At 40.2% G+C, this 19,919-nt stretch carries 9 protein-coding genes; 8 read left to right on the top strand and 1 reads right to left on the bottom strand.

Annotation, left to right across the window (positions count from 1 at the left end; all coding sequences use genetic code 11):
• Positions 1 to 15 precede the first annotated feature (15 nt).
• From KKD45_05025 to amrA, 4 genes are all read left to right on the top strand, one after another.
• Positions 16 to 3,039 carry a GspE/PulE family protein gene (locus KKD45_05025; protein MBU4309853.1) on the top strand — a complete coding sequence of 1,008 codons (3,024 nt, stop codon included), beginning with the start codon at positions 16 to 18 and terminating at the stop codon, positions 3,037 to 3,039.
• A gap of 24 nt (positions 3,040 to 3,063) precedes the next feature.
• Complete coding sequence (locus KKD45_05020; protein ID MBU4309852.1) at positions 3,064 to 3,633, top strand: hypothetical protein; 570 nt, start codon at positions 3,064 to 3,066, stop codon at positions 3,631 to 3,633.
• 57 nt (positions 3,634 to 3,690) lie between these two features.
• Positions 3,691 to 4,182 carry a YfcE family phosphodiesterase gene (locus tag KKD45_05015; GenBank protein ID MBU4309851.1) on the top strand — a complete coding sequence of 164 codons (492 nt, stop codon included), beginning with the start codon at positions 3,691 to 3,693 and terminating at the stop codon, positions 4,180 to 4,182.
• A gap of 64 nt (positions 4,183 to 4,246) precedes the next feature.
• Positions 4,247 to 4,801: an AmmeMemoRadiSam system protein A gene (gene amrA, locus KKD45_05010; protein MBU4309850.1), complete on the top strand. Its 555-nt coding sequence runs from the start codon at positions 4,247 to 4,249 to the stop codon at positions 4,799 to 4,801.
• Between the two features lie 749 nt (positions 4,802 to 5,550).
• Here the strand turns inward: amrA and uvrA are convergent.
• A complete protein-coding gene (gene uvrA / locus KKD45_05005; GenBank protein MBU4309849.1) occupies positions 5,551 to 8,448 on the bottom strand; it encodes an excinuclease ABC subunit UvrA in 2,898 nt (965 codons plus the stop codon).
• A gap of 164 nt (positions 8,449 to 8,612) precedes the next feature.
• Between uvrA and KKD45_05000 the strand changes: the two genes are divergently transcribed.
• The 4 genes from KKD45_05000 to KKD45_04985 all read left to right on the top strand — a co-directional run bounded on the left by KKD45_05000 (position 8,613) and on the right by KKD45_04985 (position 19,800).
• Complete coding sequence (locus tag KKD45_05000) at positions 8,613 to 8,990, top strand: response regulator (GenBank protein MBU4309848.1); 378 nt, start codon at positions 8,613 to 8,615, stop codon at positions 8,988 to 8,990.
• Positions 8,991 to 9,265: 275 nt separating this feature from the next.
• Complete coding sequence (locus KKD45_04995; GenBank protein MBU4309847.1) at positions 9,266 to 9,811, top strand: nucleotidyltransferase domain-containing protein; 546 nt, start codon at positions 9,266 to 9,268, stop codon at positions 9,809 to 9,811.
• Positions 9,808 to 10,221 carry a hypothetical protein gene (locus KKD45_04990; protein MBU4309846.1) on the top strand — a complete coding sequence of 138 codons (414 nt, stop codon included), beginning with the start codon at positions 9,808 to 9,810 and terminating at the stop codon, positions 10,219 to 10,221. The genes KKD45_04995 and KKD45_04990 overlap by 4 nt, the downstream gene beginning before the upstream one ends.
• A gap of 102 nt (positions 10,222 to 10,323) precedes the next feature.
• Entirely contained in the window at positions 10,324 to 19,800 is a 9,477-nt protein-coding gene (locus KKD45_04985; protein ID MBU4309845.1) for a fibronectin type III domain-containing protein, read from the top strand.
• Positions 19,801 to 19,919: the final 119 nt, after the last annotated feature.

Below are 19,919 nucleotides of genomic sequence, written 5' to 3'. Positions count from 1 at the left end.
AGTTAATCAGACAATATGCAATCAATTGAAGATTTAATTTCATCATCGAGCGGTGGTTTTGTTGACGAAGATAGCACAGAGGGTGTCTTTGCTAAGAAACAAAAAGGGATGAAAATAAAAGAAAAAGAAAGAGTCGCGGAACAGATGGCCGTCGGTCTTGGCGTGCCCTACATTAATCTCTTCGGTTTTCCAATCAGTGCCGAGGCCTTGAGCCTGATTGACGAGAAAATAGCTATCCAAGAAAAGATAGTTTGTTTTTTTTATGATGGTGAAAATATCCGCATTGCTGCAACCAATCCTGACAATCCGGTAGTACTTAAAAAAATGGAAGAAATCTGTGCAGAAAAATATAGTAAAGGGGCGATTTATTTGATTTCTGATAATAGTTTGATTTATGCTTTAAAGCAATATGCCAGCTTGCCTAAAATAAAAAAATTAGTTAATGGTGTAGAAATTAAGGGTGCGGATGTAGAAAAATTCGAACAAGAGATAAATGATTATAAAAGTTTAGATAAAAAAATCAATGAAGTAAATATTTCTGATGTTGTTACTTTAATTTTAGCAGCTTCGATAAAAATGAACTCCAGTGATATTCACATTGAGGCAGAAGAAAAAGGCATTGTGATTCGTTATAGAATTGACGGGGTGTTGCATGATGCAGCGGTGATTGATAAGGATAAATGGAAAAAGATAATTTCTAGAATGAAGTTATTGGCAAAGGTGAAAATAAATATTGAAAACAAACCACAGGATGGACGGTTTACGATTTTTTTGAATGAAAAAAAGATAGACGTACGTGCTTCTTTTTTGCCAACGTCTTATGGAGAGAGCGTGGTAATGCGTTTGTTGTTTTCTGATTCAGTTACGCTTGGTTTTGAGCAATTAGGCTTACGTGCGCGTGAGTTTGAAATTTTAAAAAAAGAAATGGTCAAGCCGAATGGAATGATTTTGACTACTGGTCCGACTGGCTCTGGTAAGACAACTTCCTTGTACGCGATTTTAAATACTTTAAATACAGAGAATACAAAGATTATTACCTTGGAAAATCCGATTGAATATCAATTGAAGGGTATTAACCAAAGTCAGATTGATGAAAAGAAGGGTTATACTTTTGCAAATGGTCTTCGTTCGGTTTTGCGTCAAGATCCGGATGTGGTGATGGTTGGAGAAATTCGTGATTTAGAAACAGCTGAGATTGCCATTCAGGCGAGCTTGACCGGGCATTTGGTTCTGTCGACCTTGCACACTAATGACGCAGCCGGTGTAATTCCACGCTTGATTGACATGGGAGTTAAATCTTATTTTTTGACGCCATCTATTAATGCTTTAATCGGACAAAGATTGATTAGAAAGGTCTGTAATAATTGCAAAGTTGAACATGTCTTAACGGCGGAAGAGAAGCAATTGGTACAAAAAATATTAGCGGTAATATCTCCGAAAGCGGAAGTGAATATTCCCAACGAATTGCCAAAGATTTTTAAGGCGGGAGCTGGTTGTGAGAAATGTGGCGGGACAGGCTATAAGGGGCGAATAGGTATTTATGAAATCTTGACTATGAGTGATGATGTTAAGGAACTGGCTGATAATGGGGCGCCGGCGTTTAAGATATTGTATCAGGCGATTGAGAATGGAATGGTGACGATGTTGCAAGACGGAGTTTTGAAGTGTATGGACGGTGTTACTAGTTTGGAAGAAGTTTATCGTGTGATTGGCAAGTTTGAATATGTTGATGCCTTGTATGACGTAGTTGTATCCAAGACACTTGGACGGGGCTTTGTTTTGTCAGACGAGACATTGATAAAAATGGGCGGAGTGTCTAGCGATATTCTAAAGTCAGGGGGTATTATCAAAAACTCCTCTTCTGGCGAGATGTTAAATTACATTTTAGCTTTAGCGATAAAGGTGGAGGCAGGTGATATTCATATCGAGCCGATAGAAAACGGCGTTAAGGTGCGTTTTAGAATTGATGGTATTTTGTCCGATGTTTCTGATGTAACAAAGGAGAATTATATTCAAATTTTATCTAAAATAAAATCAACAGCTGGTATTGCTACAAATATTAAGCAACCAACCATCGATGGACGTTTTAGTATTACGTTCAATTCAAAAAATATTGACTGTCGTTTGTCGATAATTTCTGGTGCCTATGGTGAAACAGTTGTAATTAGAATGTTGACTAGCCAAGCAGCTGAATTAAAAATGGAAGATTTGGGTATTAGGCCATATTCATTAGAAAAGATTAATAAGGCAATTCACAAGAGTAAGGGCATTGTTATCACCACTGGTCCGACTGGATCTGGTAAGACAACAACATTATATAGTGCTTTGAATAAATTAAATAGTCCTGATGTGAAAATTATGACCATTGAAGATCCGATTGAATATCACTTGAATGGCATTTTGCAGACTCAAATTGATAGTGCTGGTGGTTATACTTTTGGGATGGCAATTCGGTCATTTATGCGCCAAAATCCAAATATTATCATGGTGGGAGAAATCAGGGATGCAGAAACAGCCAAGGTGGCTATTGAGGCCAGCTTGACTGGACATTTAGTTTTGTCCACGATCCATGCCAATAGTGCCGCGGGTGCGATTGCTCGTTTTGTCGGCTTGGGCATGGATCGCCAAGCCTTAGCCAGCTCCATGGAGTGTTCCATTGGTCAAAGATTAGTGCGCAGGGTTTGTCAAAAATGCAAAAAAGAAATTGAGTTAGATGAAGTTCTTTTGAAAGAAGTTCAGAATATTTTGGCTGGTATTAATAAGGATTTAAATATTCAGATTCCGACTGAGTTGAAATTTTATAAAGGTGAGGGCTGTCCTGAGTGTAGTGGGATTGGCTATAAGGGTAGAATTGGTATTTATGAGGCGATTAGCATGGATGACGAAATGCAAAAAATTATTCAAATTGATAATGTGACTAATGCTGACATTGAAGAGAACGCTGTTAAAAATGGAACGGTCTTGATGATTCAAGATGGTATTCTTAAGGCGCTAGAAGGCGAGACAACGGTAGAGGAGGTTTTGCGTGTGGCACGATAATTAATTTATTTAAGATATAAGAAAATGATAAACAAGAAATTCATTCAGAAGTTAAAAAAAGAATATGATGATCAGAATAGTCAGCGCAGACAAATTATTGCTTTAGCCAATGTGGTTTTACATGATTCAAAGCGAGCAATTTTTTCAATGCATCGTGGTGATATGAAGAAAGCTAATGAGAGCTTAACTGAGATTGAAAAAATCTTGGCGAATTTGGAAAAAAAGTTTAGCTTTACTAGATTACTAGAGGAAGGATCATATAAGGCGGGGATGGAGGAGTATGTGGAGGCCAAAATGTACTACTTGATTATTTCCGGTGATAAGATTGACAAGATCAAGGGATTAAGTATAAAATATGATAGCTACTTAGGCGGCATTTGTGACACCACTGGTGAGCTGGTGCGACGTGCAGTAAATGAGGCGGCTAAGGGTAATTTTAAAGAAGTCGATAAGATTAAAAATATTATTAATGACATTATGGCCGAATTGGTAGAATTTGACATGACTGGTTATTTGCGAACAAAATATGATCAAGCAAAAGGTAATCTGCGCAAAATTGAGCAAGTTGCCTACGAAGTTAATCTTAGAAAATAGTCACATAATTATTTGTAATATTTGGATCCGCCACGGCGGATTCGGGTTATATGCCACATGAAAATAGTCATCATCTCCGACATTCACGACAATATCCCTAATCTCGAAAAATGTTTGCAGTGGTGCCGTGACAATACCATCGATCAGCTTATTTGTTGTGGTGATGTAGCTAATAGTGAAACAATAAAATATTTATCAGAAGGTTTCAAAAATAATATCCACATTATCCGAGGTAATGCGGATATTTATTATGAAGAGGAATTGGAATATTATAAAAATTATACCGACCATGGTCGTTTTGGTAAGTTTGTATTGGAGGGATTTAATATTGGCATGTGCCATGAGCCGGAATTTTTTAGTCAAACGGAAGAAATGTGCACTTGTAACTTAGTTTTTTACGGGCACACGCATCGACCGCATATTCAAAAAAAAGGCAATACTCAATATATAAATCCGGGAACACTGGGGGGTAACTTCTTTATGGCCACCTTTGCTTATTGGGAAATAGAGACTGGGACATTTGAATTGAAAATTTTGGAACAAATTTAAAGTCTCCCTCGCCCCGCGGGAGAGGGTTGGGGTGAGGGGGCGTTTAGGAAAATAGACGACGGATATGAAATTAAATAAAACTCAAAAAAAAGAATTATTACGAATTGCGCGCGCGTCGGCTGAGAGCTTGGTGCGTGATGGTAAGGTGGCTGAATTTAAAATCACCGATGAAGGTTTGAAGGAATGGAAGGGGGCTTTTGTAACATTGTCAAAAAATGGAAAATTGCGCGGCTGCATCGGTCAAATTATTGCCTCAGAAAAACCGCTTTGGCGTGTTGTGAGCGAGATGGCGATGGCGGCTTGTTGCGAAGATTCACGTTTTGATCCAGTGGCAGTCGATGAGTTAGTAGAGTTGCATTATGAAGTTAGTGTTTTATCTGCGCCGACCAGAATTGCTGATTGGAAAAAGATTGAACTAGGTAAACATGGCGTGATAATTCGTAAAGGCACTTGCGCCGGTCTGTTTTTGCCCCAAGTAGCCACGGAAACGGGTTGGGGTCGGAAGAAATTTTTGGAAGAATTGTGTAAACAGAAAGCTGGACTAGGAAAGGATTGTTATAAAGATTCGGAGGCGGTGATTGAAGTATTTGAGGCGGAAGTGTTTGGGGAAGAAAATTAAAAGAGAATAAGTAATCTCCCTCGCCCCGGCGGGAGAGGGTCGGGGTGAGGGGAAAGTTTGATAAATTATCCTAATATTAGATACAAAAATAAAACTTGTCGCCGAAAGGCTTGACAAGTTTTTTGTTGTGTGCTATGATGTTTTTACGAAGTTGATTTTTGACAATAAAAAAGAAGTAGAATGCAGTAACCGTGCCGACGACCGGAACGGTAAAAATTCACCAGGAGGACGAACGATGCCCCGAAACAAAGGAAAGCCCGTAGTCGTAACCGCAAGCGCCAAGTGCGCCCTTATTGATGATGCTCTGACTCGCACCGCCCTGACCTGCGTCGCCGGCTGATCGGCAACCGCCTGGCCGACATGAAGAACTCGGCCCCAGTAGTAAGAATGTGTTTTAGTACAGCTGACCGAGTAGTGAGGGGGCCGGAAAAAACATACACGTCCATTTTGGACAAGAGCCCACCAAGAGGCCAAAAAAAATGACCGGAAAATTCCGCATGCGTGGCCGAAGTACCTTTGGCTAGGTGTTGACAAAAAACTCAACACCGGTAACTAAAACACGATTTCCGTTTGCAAGAGGCTATATGAGATTTTTTCGAAAATCTCATATAGCCTTCTTTTTTTTGCAAAATTGCCAACAAAAAAGTGCGACTGGGAAATCGCGCTTTTTATTATATAAGTAGAGGATTAGATTTCTCCCTCGCCGAAAATCTACCTCACCCTAACCCTCTCCTGGCAAGGAGAGGGAATTACTTGATGACCTTTTTCAAATATTGTCCCGTATAACTCTCTTTCACTTTCGTCACGTCAACCGGCGTGCCTTGGGCGACGATGTAGCCACCTTTGTTGCCACCTTCCGGACCCATGTCGATGACCCAGTCAACAGATTTGATAACATCGAGATTGTGTTCGATGACGAGGACGGTGTTGCCCTTGTCAACTAATTTATTTAGAACTTCTAATAATCTTTTGATATCGTCAAAGTGAAGACCGGTAGTGGGCTCATCGAGAATATATAAAGTCTTGCCGGTTGAGCGGCGGGCTAACTCAGTGGAGAGCTTCACGCGTTGGGCTTCACCACCAGACAGAGTGGTGGCTGATTGTCCTAATTTAATATAACCAAGTCCGACTTCATTTAGTGTCGCTAATTTTTGGTGAATCGCGGGAATATTTTTGAAGAAGCGCATGCCTTCTTCGATGGTCATATTAAGGACATCGGAAATATTCTTGCCCTTGTATTCGATGCTTAAGGCTTCTTTGTTGTATCTGTGTCCATGGCAAACATCGCATTCGACGTAAACATCAGGCAGGAATTGCATTTCGATTTTGACCATGCCATCGCCGGCGCAAGCTTCGCAGCGGCCACCAGTGACGTTGAAGGAGAAGCGACCAGCTTTGTAGCCTTTGATTTTGGCTTCGGGTAGGCTCGCAAATAAATCTCTGATTGGAGTGAAGGCGCCGGTGTAAGTCGCTGGGTTGGAGCGGGGAGTGCGGCCGATGGCGGATTGATCGATATTGATTACTTTATCAATATATTGTAAACCTTCGATGCTGGTGTGGGCTCCCGGTTCGGCTTTGGCACGGTAGAACTTTTTATTCAAGGCAGTGGCTAGGATGTCAGTCATCAAGGTTGATTTACCTGAGCCGGAAACACCAGTGATAGCAATAAATTTACCTAATGGAAAACTGACATCTATATTTTTAAGATTGTGTTCGCGCGCGCCGGTGATTTTGATGGCCATTTTATTGCCTGGGCGATAAGTTTTTGGTCCGGGAATAGATTTTTTGCCAGATAAGTATTGGCCAGTGATGGAATTGGGGTTGGCCATGACTTCGGCCGGTGTGCCTTGCGCCATTACTTCGCCACCGTGAACGCCAGCGCCAGGTCCGATGTCGATGAGCCAGTCAGAAGCTTCCATAGTATCTTCATCGTGTTCGACCACGATGATGGTGTTACCGATATCACGTAGGTTTTTGATGGTTTGAATCAATTTTTGGTTGTCTCGTTGGTGGAGACCGATTGATGGTTCGTCGAGAATATATAAGACACCAACTAGTTTTGTGCCGATTTGATTGGCTAATCTGATGCGTTGGGCTTCACCGCCGGATAGAGTATTGGCGGAACGATCTAATGTTAGATAACTCAAACCAACGTTAAGTAAAAATTCTAAACGAGAGATAATTTCTTTGAAAATCTGCACCGAAATTTTCTTGTCACGGGCGGATAGGGTAGTTGATTCGCTCAAGGTCTCGAAAAAAGTTTTTGCCTCGCCCAAGGGCATGCCACTGACGTCGGAAATAGACAAGTCGGCCACCTTAACACCGAGGATTTCGCGCTTCAAACGTTTGCCATTACACTCAGGACATTTCAAGACGCGCATATATTGCTCGATTTCCTTGCGAGTGTAATCCGATTCGGTTTGTTTGTAACGTCGTTCAAGATTAGGAATGACACCTTCAAAACTAGTTGCCATTTCGCCGGAGAAGCGGTTACTCTCGTATTCAATATCATAATTTTTATCACCGGTGCCGTACATCACGATTTCTAATTGTTTTTTGGTTAGATCTTTAATGGGTGTATTTAAATCAAAACCATTCTTTTGGGCAACAGTGCCTAGGATGCGCATGAGCCAGGTTTGATTCGAAGCACTATTGTGCGACCAAGGTTTGATGCCGCCCTGGGCGATGGTTAAATTGGGATTGAAAATCAGTTTTTGTTCGATTTCTAGTTTTGTGCCCAGGCCACCACATTCAGGACATGCGCCATGGGGAGAATTGAAAGAGAAATTGCGGGGTTCCAATTCTGGCAAGCTGATGTCGCAAGTCGGGCAGGCATATAATTGAGAATAGGTGCGTGTTTTGTCAGTATCAACGTCTAAAACATTGACCAAGCCCTCACCGAATTTAGTCGCATGTTCAATTGCCTCCGCCAAACGCGCCTTATCTTCCTTGTCTTTGGAGACGGTCGGGCGGTCAATGACGATTTCCAGAGTGTGTTTCTTATTCTTGTCAACTGTTTTGTCAGCAAATTCTTCAATAGTATAAATAGCATTATCAAAACGGACCTTGGAGTAGCCGGCTTTCTCAATGCTGGTCAAAAGATTTTTGTGTTCGCCTTTTTTGTCCTTAATAATCGGCGCTAAAATGATGATATTTTTGCCTAAATAATTTTTGGTGATTTGTTCGTTGATTTCATCAATGGTGAATTGCTCAATCTTTTTGCCGCATTCTGGACAGTGCGGGACGCCGATGCGGGCGTATAATAAGCGTAAGTAGTCGTAAATTTCGGTAATGGTGCCGACGGTTGAGCGAGGATTGTGAGGGGCGGTTTTTTGATCAATGGAAATCGCAGGGGAGAGACCCTCGATAGAGTCCGCATCAGGTTTGTCCATGAGACCGACAAATTGACGGGCATAAGCAGATAAAGACTCGACATAACGGCGCTGTCCTTCGGCGTAAATAGTGTCAAAGGCCAAAGAAGACTTGCCCGAACCGGATAGGCCGGTAATTACGACAAATTTGTCGCGGGGGATATTGATATCAATATTCTTGAGATTGTGCACACGCGCACCTTTGACGCGAATAAAATTTCCTGGTGTGCTATTTGTCAAAGCGACTTCTGTCTCTTTTATAGTTTTCTTAGCCATATTTTATAGTAATTGAATAAAATTTTTTAGAACAAAATTATTATACATAATAAAAAGGGATAAGGCAAGGGCGAGCGCGCTCTGCCGATTTAAAAAATTTCAAAAAAAAGTGAAAAAATGTTATAATATACTAAAGTGTTAATAACTTATTTAAATACTAATCTATGAGCAATCGAGAAAAAAAGATTATTATCGTTGATGACGATCTTTTAATAGTAGATTTGTATAAAAAGGGATTATTTTTTGCCGGGTTTCAAGTAATCTCAGCAAATAATGGCAAGGAGGGCTACAAAAAAATTCTAGCTCAGAGACCAGACTTGATTATCACAGATATTGTCATGCCTTGGTATGATGGTTTTTATTTGATTGAAAAAGTCAAAAAAGACAAAAATGTTTCCGCAATTCCCTTGATTGCTTTTTCAAATCTGGATAGTCAGGAGGACAAAAAAGAAGCTATGGAACTGGGTGCAGATTTGTTTCTATTGAAAACAACGATGACGCCCAGTGATTTGGTGAAAAAAATAGAGGAAATACTAAAGTAAAAACTAAAGCTAAAAATAAAAACTAAAAACAAAAGTAAATTTTTATCAAAAGAAATTTTATTATTGTTTTTAGTTTTTTTATTGCATATAAGTATCTAGGGACAAATTGTCCCTAGATAGAACTGACTAAAAAATTGATAGAAACTGAAGTGGTCACAAATTGTGACCGGTTGATACTGAAGGGAGATGACAATTTATCACCACCCATAATCCATTGACAAATATTAATATTATGGTAAGATTTAACTATAATTATAGTAAACAATTACAATAATATGTTTGAAATAAAATCACAGGTAACGGTCAAAATATTGGGTTATTTCTTCTTGAATCGCAATAAGCAGAATTACATCAATGAATTGGCGAAAATATTAGAGATTGATCCGGGAAATATTGATAAGAAGTTGAAGGAATTGGAGCGAGAGGGTATTTTGGCTAGCGAATTAAGGGGTAATCAGAAATACTACTTTTTAAACAAAGATTTTTCCTTACTGAAAGAAGTCGAACGGCTTTATAATTTTAAATACGGCTTTGGCAAGATTATTGCCGATGCGATCATGGAGGTTGATGGAGTGAAAGAGGTTTATATTTTTGGTTCTTATGCCAAAGGTGGCTTTGGCGACGAGAGTGATATTGATTTATTATTGGTCGGTGATCAATCGGCAATCGGAGCGCGGAAAAAATTAGCCAAGATTGAAAAGCAGATTGGACGGGAGATAAATATTGTTAATTTAACCAAGAAAGAGTTGATTAAGAAAAAAAGCAACAAAGATGAATTTATAAGCAATATTTTTGCAAATAAAATAATCAAAATCTTATGACATTTGAGAAATTTGAATTTAAGCCAAGTCAAACCGAGAAATATTTTCTTTCGGCCAAAAGGGATTTAAAAATTGCCATTGGCTCTGATATTATTGATGTGCAATTTAAATTTAGCTATGATGCATTATTGAAATTAGCGATTACTGTTTGCGCTCACGAAGGTTTGCGAGTGAAGTCAAAAGCTGGGCATCATATTGAGTTGGTTGATAAATTGGCGGTAATTTTGCATGAGCCAGATGTTAGCATTATCGGTAATGAAATGAGAAAGAAAAGAAACTTTGATTTGTATAGTGGTGGCTTGGTGGTTTCAGAAAAAGAAGCACGTGAATACTGTAATTGGGTGAAGGATGTTTTTAGTAAGGCTGAGGATTTCTTGAATCAGAAAAAAGGAGTAGTTAAACTTCTTTAAAATATAATTTAAAATTTATATAAAATAACATAACCTTCACAACTCGCAAATTGGCACTCCTCCCCAGGTGAGCAATGATGGCGTGATTGTGCGACAATTCCTATGTCTAAGGAGAGTTTAATGCTTAAGCTGAATAAGCTTAAAATCAAGATGGTAGATTATTTTCATCTTATTTTTAAATCAACACACTATAATTATTACCGGATTGAATCTTATAAAAAAGACGAGAGCGGTAAGATTCATTGCGATATTACCTTTGATTCCTATTCTGCTTTGCGCCAATTTCAGGATAAATTACGCAAGATTTCTCTTGGTTTAGGCACGGTAGTGACGACAACGGTGATTGCAGCGCTGATTATTAATCTGTCGACCGGACCGGTGCTGAGCTCGTTTGCGGCGTCTTATGATTTTAGTCAGGGTGGGTGGTTGACTGAAGATCCAGCGGCTTTAGCTAGTCATGCACTTAGTCAAAGTGGCTGGACAAAATATTCATCAAAGGAGGCGGGAATTATGGCTGGGGCAGGGCAGATTTCTTTAGCATCTTCGACTAATTCGATAACTCAGACAAATAATAGTACGACGACTACTGGATTTAATTTAGCGGGTGTTGATACTGATTCTGGTAAGGTTAGTGTTTTGCCGGTGGGGACCGTGGGTGCGACAAGTAGTGTACAATTATCAGTTTTACCAGGGCAAAGTGGAAATGGCGTGGATGGATCATGGACAATTTTAAGTGCAAAAAATATAAATGTTGATAGCAATGGCAATGGGGGAAGAGTCTGTGCTGATGGTGTTAGCTATAATGCTGTTGCTGTGTCAACGACGACGGTTACGCTTTCTGCTACGCCGACGGCTGGTTGTTATGCCATTGGTGATAAAATAATGCTTTTAAATATTCAAGGGGATGGCGTTAATATCGATAATGTCGGAAATTATGAGATTCTTAGCATACAATCAATATCGACTAATATTATTACCTTTACTAGTAATAAGAAGAAATATTACGGCAATAAGATAAATGGTGATACGAATATTGGAACAGCGACTACTAATCAAAAATTAATTGTACAGCGGATTCCGCAGTATTCCAATGTTACTATTCAGTCCGGTGGTAGCTTGACAGCTAATAATTGGAATGGTGTTAATGGTGGTGCTTTAACTTTTTTTGCCAATGGGGCGGTGAACGTCCAGGGTGGCGGGAGTATTACAATGTCTGGAAAGGGATATCGAGGTGGTGATTTAACAACGAGACAGGGAGAATCTTATAGCGGTTTAGGCGGCGGCATAGATGGCTTCAATAATTTAGGCGGTGGCGGAAGTTATTATAAGAGTTATATCGAGTGTGACGAATTTGATTGCTGGACGGTGTATAGTTATTTGGCTGGTGGCGGTAGTCATAGCAATGTTGGCGAGATTGTTGGTGATGCCTTATATACCGGTGGAGGTGTTTATGGAGATGATAGTCTGACCAAGCTTTATTTGGGAAGTGCTGGAGGTTTTAATTCCGGTACGCCAGTAACAAGCGGTGGCAACGGTGGAGGAGTTATTTACATAATGGCAGATGCTATTTCTTTGACTAGTTCTGTGTCGGCCAATGGAACAACGCTAGCCACAGGTGCAGGTGGTGGTGGCGGTTCAATTTATTTAGCCGGTAATTCGCTAAATTTAGCAGTGAGCAGTGTCAATGTTGCGGGCGGTATTGGTGATCATATAAAAAATGGTTCCGGCGGAAGCGGTCGGGTGTTTTTAAAATCTAATAATTTTTCGGGAGATTATGATAGAACTAGCAATTATACTAATAATTTGAGCTCAAATGAGCCAAATTTTGACTGGACCTCGGTTGCAATTTCCGGTGATGGTTCTCGCCAAATCGCAGTGGCTTATGGAAGTCAGATTTATACGTCTAGTGATTTTGGTAATACGTGGGCTAAAAGAGGTGTCAATGCATATTGGACTTCTGTGGCAATGTCAGCTGATGGGTCCTACCAAACAGCGGTAACATATGATGATAAAATTTATATTTCTGATGATTATGGTAATACCTGGACGGCTAAAGGCTTAAAAAATAAATGGTCGGCTATTGCTATGTCGGCAGATGGTGCCAAGCAAACGGCCGTAGTTAACAATGGTCAAGTCTATATTTCCACCGATTTTGGCAACACCTGGATTGCGAAAAATTCCGTTAGAAATTGGTCTTCCGTGGCCATGTCCGCCGACGGCTCTCGTCAAACGGCTACTGCCTTGAATGGCCAAATTTATATCTCCACAGATTATGGCAATACTTGGACCGCGAAAGATTCAGCTCGAAATTGGAAATCTGTGGCTATGTCCGCCGACGGCTCTCGTCAAACGGCAGTCGTTGACAATGGTCAAATTTATATCTCCACTGATTTTGGTAATACTTGGACAGCGAAAGGTTTATCCGGAACTTGGCGTTCTGTTGATATATCTGCCGACGGCTCTCGTCAAACTGTAGTGGGCTATGGGGCACAAATGCAAATATCAACTGATTATGGCAACACCTGGACGACAAAAAATATTAGCTATTTAACATCAATATCTATGACGTCAGATGGGGCGACGCAAGTTACGGTTGGCAGTATGTTTAATAAAAACATTCTCTTTTCTGCTGATTATGGAAATACGTGGGCAGTAAAAAAGGGTGGCAAGTCTTGGCAAGCCAGCGCAATGTCTGCTAATGGATCTTATCAAACTGCAGTTGCCGCAAACGACAAAGTTTATGTTTCGGCTGATTACGGCAAAAACTGGATAGAAAAAATTGCTACCAATGCTTGGTCTTCCGTGGCCATGTCTGCCGACGGTTCTCGTCAAACGGCTACTGCTTTAAGTAGTCAGATTTATATCTCCACAGATTATGGCAATACTTGGACCGCGAAAGATTCAGCTCGAAATTGGTCTTCCGTGGCCATGTCTGCCGACGGTTCTCGCCAAACGGCAGTCGTTAATGGTGGTCAAATATATATCTCCACAGATTATGGCAATACTTGGACCGCGAAAGATTCAGCTCGAAATTGGTCTTCCGTGGCCATGTCTGCCGACGGTTCTCGCCAAACGGCTACTGCTTTGAGTAGTCAGATTTATATCTCCACAGATTATGGCAATACTTGGACCGCGAAAGATTCAGCTCGAAATTGGTCTTCCGTGGCTATGTCCGCCGACGGCTCTCGTCAAACGGCAGTCGTTGACAATGGTCAAATTTATATCTCCACAGATTATGGCAATACTTGGACCGCGAAAGATTCAGCTCGAAATTGGAAATCTGTGGCTATGTCCGCCGACGGATCTCGTCAAACTGCACTATCACTGAGTGATTATGGTCAAATTTTCACCCTTAATTCCGTTATTGCTTCGTCATTATTAGATATTTTATATCAAACTTCTGGTATTTTTACTTCTGGTTTTATTAACACTGGCCAAAAAAACAATGCTTGGGGCAATCTTGGTTGGAATGCGACACCGAATGGTCAGACTATTGCCATGAAGGCTAGATCGTGTGCGACCAGTGATTGTGCTGGAGCGACAGCTTGGACTACTTGTACGTCTATAGTTAACGGTCAAAATTTATCGACAGGGGGTTGTGTTAATAGTGGCGATCGCTACATTCAATATCAAGCGGCTTTTTCATCGACAGACGAAACGGCGACACCTATTTTAAATGATGTGACGATTGGCTTTATTAATTTCCCCACAGCTGCCTCTTTAATTTCATCACCATATAACTCTTCTGATGCGACGAATATGTTAAGTAAGATTACTTGGGCACAGGGCAGTAAGCCGGCGGGGACGGATATTAAATTTCAAATTCGAACTGCTCCAAATTCCGGAATTGTGCCTGGGACTTGGACAAGCTGGGAAGGTCCGGACGGAACCAGTGACTCCTATTTTATTAATTATGATGGATTAGATATTATGCCAGTTAATTTTCAAACTGGTGACAATGATCAATGGTTTCAGTATAAGATTACTTTAATTTCCGACGGTGTTAGCGCACCATCAATTTCAGCGGTTAATATGATATATGTTATTAATGCTGCACCGACGGTGTCTAGTGTTACAGCTGAACAGCTTACTGCTAACGCAACAACCACGACTCCACAGGGAGATATTTTGGCGCCGGCAGGCTCTGTGGTTATAAATGCCAGCGTTGTTGATGTCGATACGGACCAAGGCTCGTATGCGGGTGGAGCGATGCGTAATAGGGTTGAAGTAAGTTTGAAATATTATGATTCCGGTGTTTGGACGGATATTGCCACCTCGGCAGTTCAGGGATTACTTAGTGACTCTGTTAGCACGCACTATCTTGATCAGGTGAGTACCTCAACGCCACACACGTTTAACTTAATCTGGAATCCCGGTGATGGATTTAATAATCATGAAAATGATATTGATTTTAAAATTCAAATTGTGGCCAGTGATAAAGAGGCAGCTAATAGTATCGGCACTTCCAGTTCACTAATTTTCCCAGTTGATGCTAAGGCGCCAACCGTGGATACTGATTCTGATTCATATAATGTTCTCAAAGTTGACGCGCGTCAAACGGGAGCCATGGCTGCTGATGAAGTGAAAATTACGTTTAAGGCGACGGATATTTCTGATACGTATTATCGTTATTCTTTATCCTCTTCAACTGTAAATGGTTTATTGCTAGCGGATGGTCTTAATATTGATTCCGGTCAATGGATTTTGGATAATGGTATTAAAAGTGGAGCGAGTACGACTATTAAGGTTATAGCCAGCACAACAGCGGTTTATATTCAATATAAAGATAGTTTGAATAATTTTGATCAGAATTTTTATGACGCAATAATTCCGCCGAGGGTAACCTCTATTATGGTTCAAGATGTAACCAATACTTACATTACGCCAAGTGATGTTCATCTGTATCTAGCCTGGAAAGAGTCAGTGATGCCAGTGGGGGGAGTTAATGTTGGCGAATTCAAAGCTTATCACGTGGAACGAGCCGAGTATGCGACTGACCCAGGAGTAAATTTTACGCCACTAAATAGTGATTTTGCGCCGCTTGGAATCAGTACGGATCGGCATGTTAATTTTTTCACCGATAGTAATGTTGTAAAAGATTATCATTATTATTATCGTGTTTATCTCGAAGATGGTGTTGGTAATTATTCATACTACACCAGTAAGAGCGATACCAATATCGTCATGCACGGGGTGCCAAACGGAATCCAGGATTTTGGCGAGGGCGGCGGCGGTACTTCAGTTGGTGTTCCGCCAGTAATCACTAGCGTGGAGATTATAGAAATTTTAACGACTCAGGCTGAGATTGTTTGGAATACTAGTGTCTTGTCTAATTCTAGTGTGGAATATATTGCTACAACCACAGTGCCAGTGCTTGCTGGTTTTGCCAATGCGCCTTTCAAAGGTATTGCCACCATGTTGAATGATAATAATGGCTTGGGCAAACATCGAGTTGTTATTGACGGTCTGGACTCTAATACTGAATATTATTTCCGGGTTAAATCAACAAGTGCTGATGGCACTGAGGGCTCTAGTCTTGATGAGACCTATCATTTTACCACACTCGATGGTCCGAAAATTGCTTCCAGTACTATTATTGTCACTGGCAAAACCAATAATAGCATGACGATTGTCTGGGCGACGGATATACCAGCGAATTCGTTTGTTGGCTATTCTCTTGATCCTAATATGATTAGTCCGGCACCAGTGGAGGTGGGACAGGATGATTCCGAAACTAGCCATTCAGTTACTTTAAATAGTTTAAAGCAAGGTACTAGATATTATTTTTATGTTAAATCGGGCACAGGCAAGGATAACAACCTTGGTCAATACTATTCCGATATGACAACCAGTGATGCCACTCCGCCAGGCAATACTAATATCAATAGTCAAGTTAAACGAACAAGTGCGGTGGTTACTTGGCAAGCCGATGAAGTTTCAAGATCGATATTTAGTTATGGCACCAGTACAAATGATTACGCCATTGGTATTAGTAATGATATATTAACGACTACACATCTGGTTGATCTTGCAAATTTGAAATCGGATACTACCTATTATTATCAATTATTCTCGGTTGATGCCAGTGGCAATGTATCAGCGACGACAACGGGTGAATTTACAACCGAGGGAATCAGCTTGACTGATGTAATTGCCTCCACAACTAGCGAGACGGCTGTGAAAATTACTTGGAGTACAAATGAGAATACAAGTTCACAGGTGGAATATAATTCCGATCCAGCTTTTCCGACATTGACTAGTGCATTTGAGCCAATGTATCCTAGTGACTCAACTAAGAATCATGAAATAGAAATTAGTGGATTGGTACAGTCTACAAAATATTATTATCGCGTTATTTCCACTACCGCCGATAATTATACTACTCAATCGCCACTTTATTATTTCACTTCCGGCGATCTAATCGCACCGGTCATTTCCGGAGTGATTGCAATCAATGTCAGTAGTAATGGTGCGACAATTAATTGGCAGACCGACGAAACAGCTAATTCGATAGTGGAATGGGGTACGAGCACGGCAAATTATCTTGCTAGCACTAGTGACGATATTATGACCAGAACACATAGTGTTAATATCTCCGGTTTAAATGCCTTTACTGATTATTACTTCCGAGTTACTTCATTTGATACGAATAGCAATGCAACCACCAGCGCGGAGTATTCTCTCAAGACCAGTAACTTAAAAATTACTAATGTTTTTGCCAGTGCAGCCACAACGACAACTATTATTTCTTGGGACACGGATCAAGCGGCTACTTCGCAAGTTGAATATACAACCAATGCTAATTTTATTGGTAGTAATTTCTCAACCGATGCTACAGCAACAACAACGCACATTATTACACTTTCTAGCTTGAGTGACGGTACAGTGTATTATTATAAAGTGCGATCTGTTAAAGATGGCTACTCGCAAGAATCACCAGTCTATACATTTTCAACAACAGACCAGACTGTGCCAGTGATTGAAACAAGTCCGCAAGTTTCTATAATTACCGATACTACGGCTACCATATTTTGGGAAACAAATGAAACTTCTGACTCAGTTGTTCATTATGGCGAAACAACTGGTGGTCCGTATGTCTCTGAAAACTCAAGTCGCTTAAGCACTTTACACTTTTTGAAATTAAGTGGACTAACTGCGAGTACAACTTATTATTACTATGCTAAATCACAAGATGGTGGAGGCAATCTGGCTACCAGTTCAGAATATTCTTTTACCACGCTAGCCACGCAAGTAACTCATGAAGAGTTGGTTAATCCTGGCGATCCGACAGTGATTCAATCAGATACGGAGGCAATTGTTAGTATTCCAAATACTAACACTACGGCCACTTCGAAAATTTGTTACTCAACCTTGGTCGGTATCAATATGGACACTTGTACTGGACTAACGATTCTTACACCGACAAGAACCCATAGTTATTATTTAACTAATTTAATTGCTAGCACTACTTATTATATTAAAACTAAAACAATTGATTCAGAGGATGGTAATAAGAATTTTACATCAAATGAAGTAAGTTTTAAGACATTAGCTATTAGATACACGGGTGATGATTTGGCAGAAAAACAAAATTTAATTGATAGTCTTGAGTTGCAATTATTAAGTTTGCAGGACAAAGCTTATACTGAGGTGGAAATGCAGGCAAGGATTGCTGAGATTAATAGTTTGAGCGAGCAATTGTCTAATGCTACCGCTGGAATGCATACAGATGCTGAATTACAAGAAAAAATAAACAAAATTAATGAGTTGCAAAGTCAACTAAATCTTGTTAACAGTAAGAGCGGTGGTGGCGCTTTAATTATTGATAAAACCGATAAGACGGCACCGGTTATTTCTAATGTTAAAATAGTTGAGCAAGGAGATGTCTATGCTAAGATAGTTTGGAGCACAAATGAAGAATCGAGCTCAATGGTCGGTTATGGCTTGTCGTCTGATTATGATTCGGCCGAATCTGATTATCAGAGTTATCTAAAAAGAATTAAGAATCATGTAATTTATTTGAAAAAACTTTCTCCAAATACTACTTATCATTTCTCGGCGGTTTCTGCTGACTCTTGGGGTAACATGTCTGCATCACCAGACTTTGCCTTGACTACGTTGGCGGCCGGCGAAGAGGCTAAGAAAGATGTTGCGGCAGAAGTAAAGAAGGATGCAGAAAATACTTTAACCAAGATTCAGGAAATGATTAATGAGTTGTTGTCATCCGGTAAGGTTAATCCTGAAGATATTCGGGCAGCAATTCAAAAAACTGGTGAGCCGCCAATGATTTCTGGCGCCGGACCTGAGATTAGCAATGTTACCGCGAAGTCAGTGACTATCGCCTGGAAGACAAATCGCAAGTCTAATAGTATTATTTCCTATTACATCGAATCAATGGGCCGTGATAGCGCGGAGCAAGTTGGTAATTATTCCGCCCTGGTTACGGATCACACTGTTAATATTTCCAACTTAGCGCCGGGACGCAAATATGTTTTTGTGGCTCAAAGTGTCGATGCTCTTGGTAATATTGGTGCTTCTGATCAAAAATCATTTGAGACTACCGGTATCCCGTTTGTTTCTGAAGTTTCAATGTCTAATATAACTAATACGAGTATCGAAATTTCTTGGCTCTCTAATACGGAAACTACTTCGGAATTAGATTATGGCTCCACGCCGGCTTATGGTCAAACTGCTAAAGCAGATTCAAATAACTCCGTTGTTAATCATAGCCTGAGATTGAGTGATTTGAAGTCTGGTCAAACTTATCACTTTAAAGCCAAGGGGGCGAGTCGAAAGGGTGATGTTATCTCTTCTGATGACTACACTTTCACGACACTAACTTCATTTGATGTCCTTACTTATAGTATTAATAAAATCACCGATAAATCAGCAAATGTCACTTGGAAAACAACTAATGAGTCTACTTCGGAAATTGAATATACCAATATTACCTCCAAGGTGACTGATTCAATGAGGTCAGGTGATTTTACCAAGGACCATGAGATCAAATTAGTTAACTTGTTTCCTGGTACTAGGTATACCTTTAAAATCAAGGGTAAAGATAAACACGATCAAGCTACCGAAAGTAAGGGTTTTGAATTCTCAACCTTAATCGATACCCAGGCTCCAATTATTGAATACGTGCAAACCGACATGGCCTTGATTAGCAAGGGTGATCAAAACAGCGTCCAGGCGGTGGTTACTTGGAAAACTAATGAGCCATCAACGAGTGAGATTATTTATGCCGAAGGGGGCGCAAAAAATTTACCAACTCTAGATTCAACTGATAATGCCGCCAGTAGTACAGGGAAGAAAGTCTCCACTGAAGAGGTTAGTGTTGGTAATGATAAATTTACCATTGCTAAAGATGGTGGTAGTCTAACTAGTAAGCATGTTCTTGTCATCACCGACTTCAAGCCATCCACTGTTTATACCTTCAAGGCACGAAGTATTGATGAGGCTGGCAACGTCTCTTATTCCAAAGACTACACTGTCCTTGCTCCATCTAAGGAGGAATCCGTACTGCAAATCATTATCAAGACTTTTGAAGATACCTTTGGCTGGTTGAAGATGAAGTAAAATTTGCGAAATAAAAATAAGATAATTTAAGAATAAAATCCGGGCAAAGTCCCGGGTTTTATTTTGTAAAAAAAGAAAAAAATGTTATAATATAATCTGATATACACAGTTTTTAAAAC

This window comes from Patescibacteria group bacterium (assembly GCA_018897195.1).
Lineage (GTDB): Bacteria > Patescibacteriota > Patescibacteriia > Patescibacteriales > UBA12075 > JAHILH01.
Note: the sequence above shows the minus strand (reverse complement) of the source record. Positions and strands in the feature narration are given on the sequence as shown.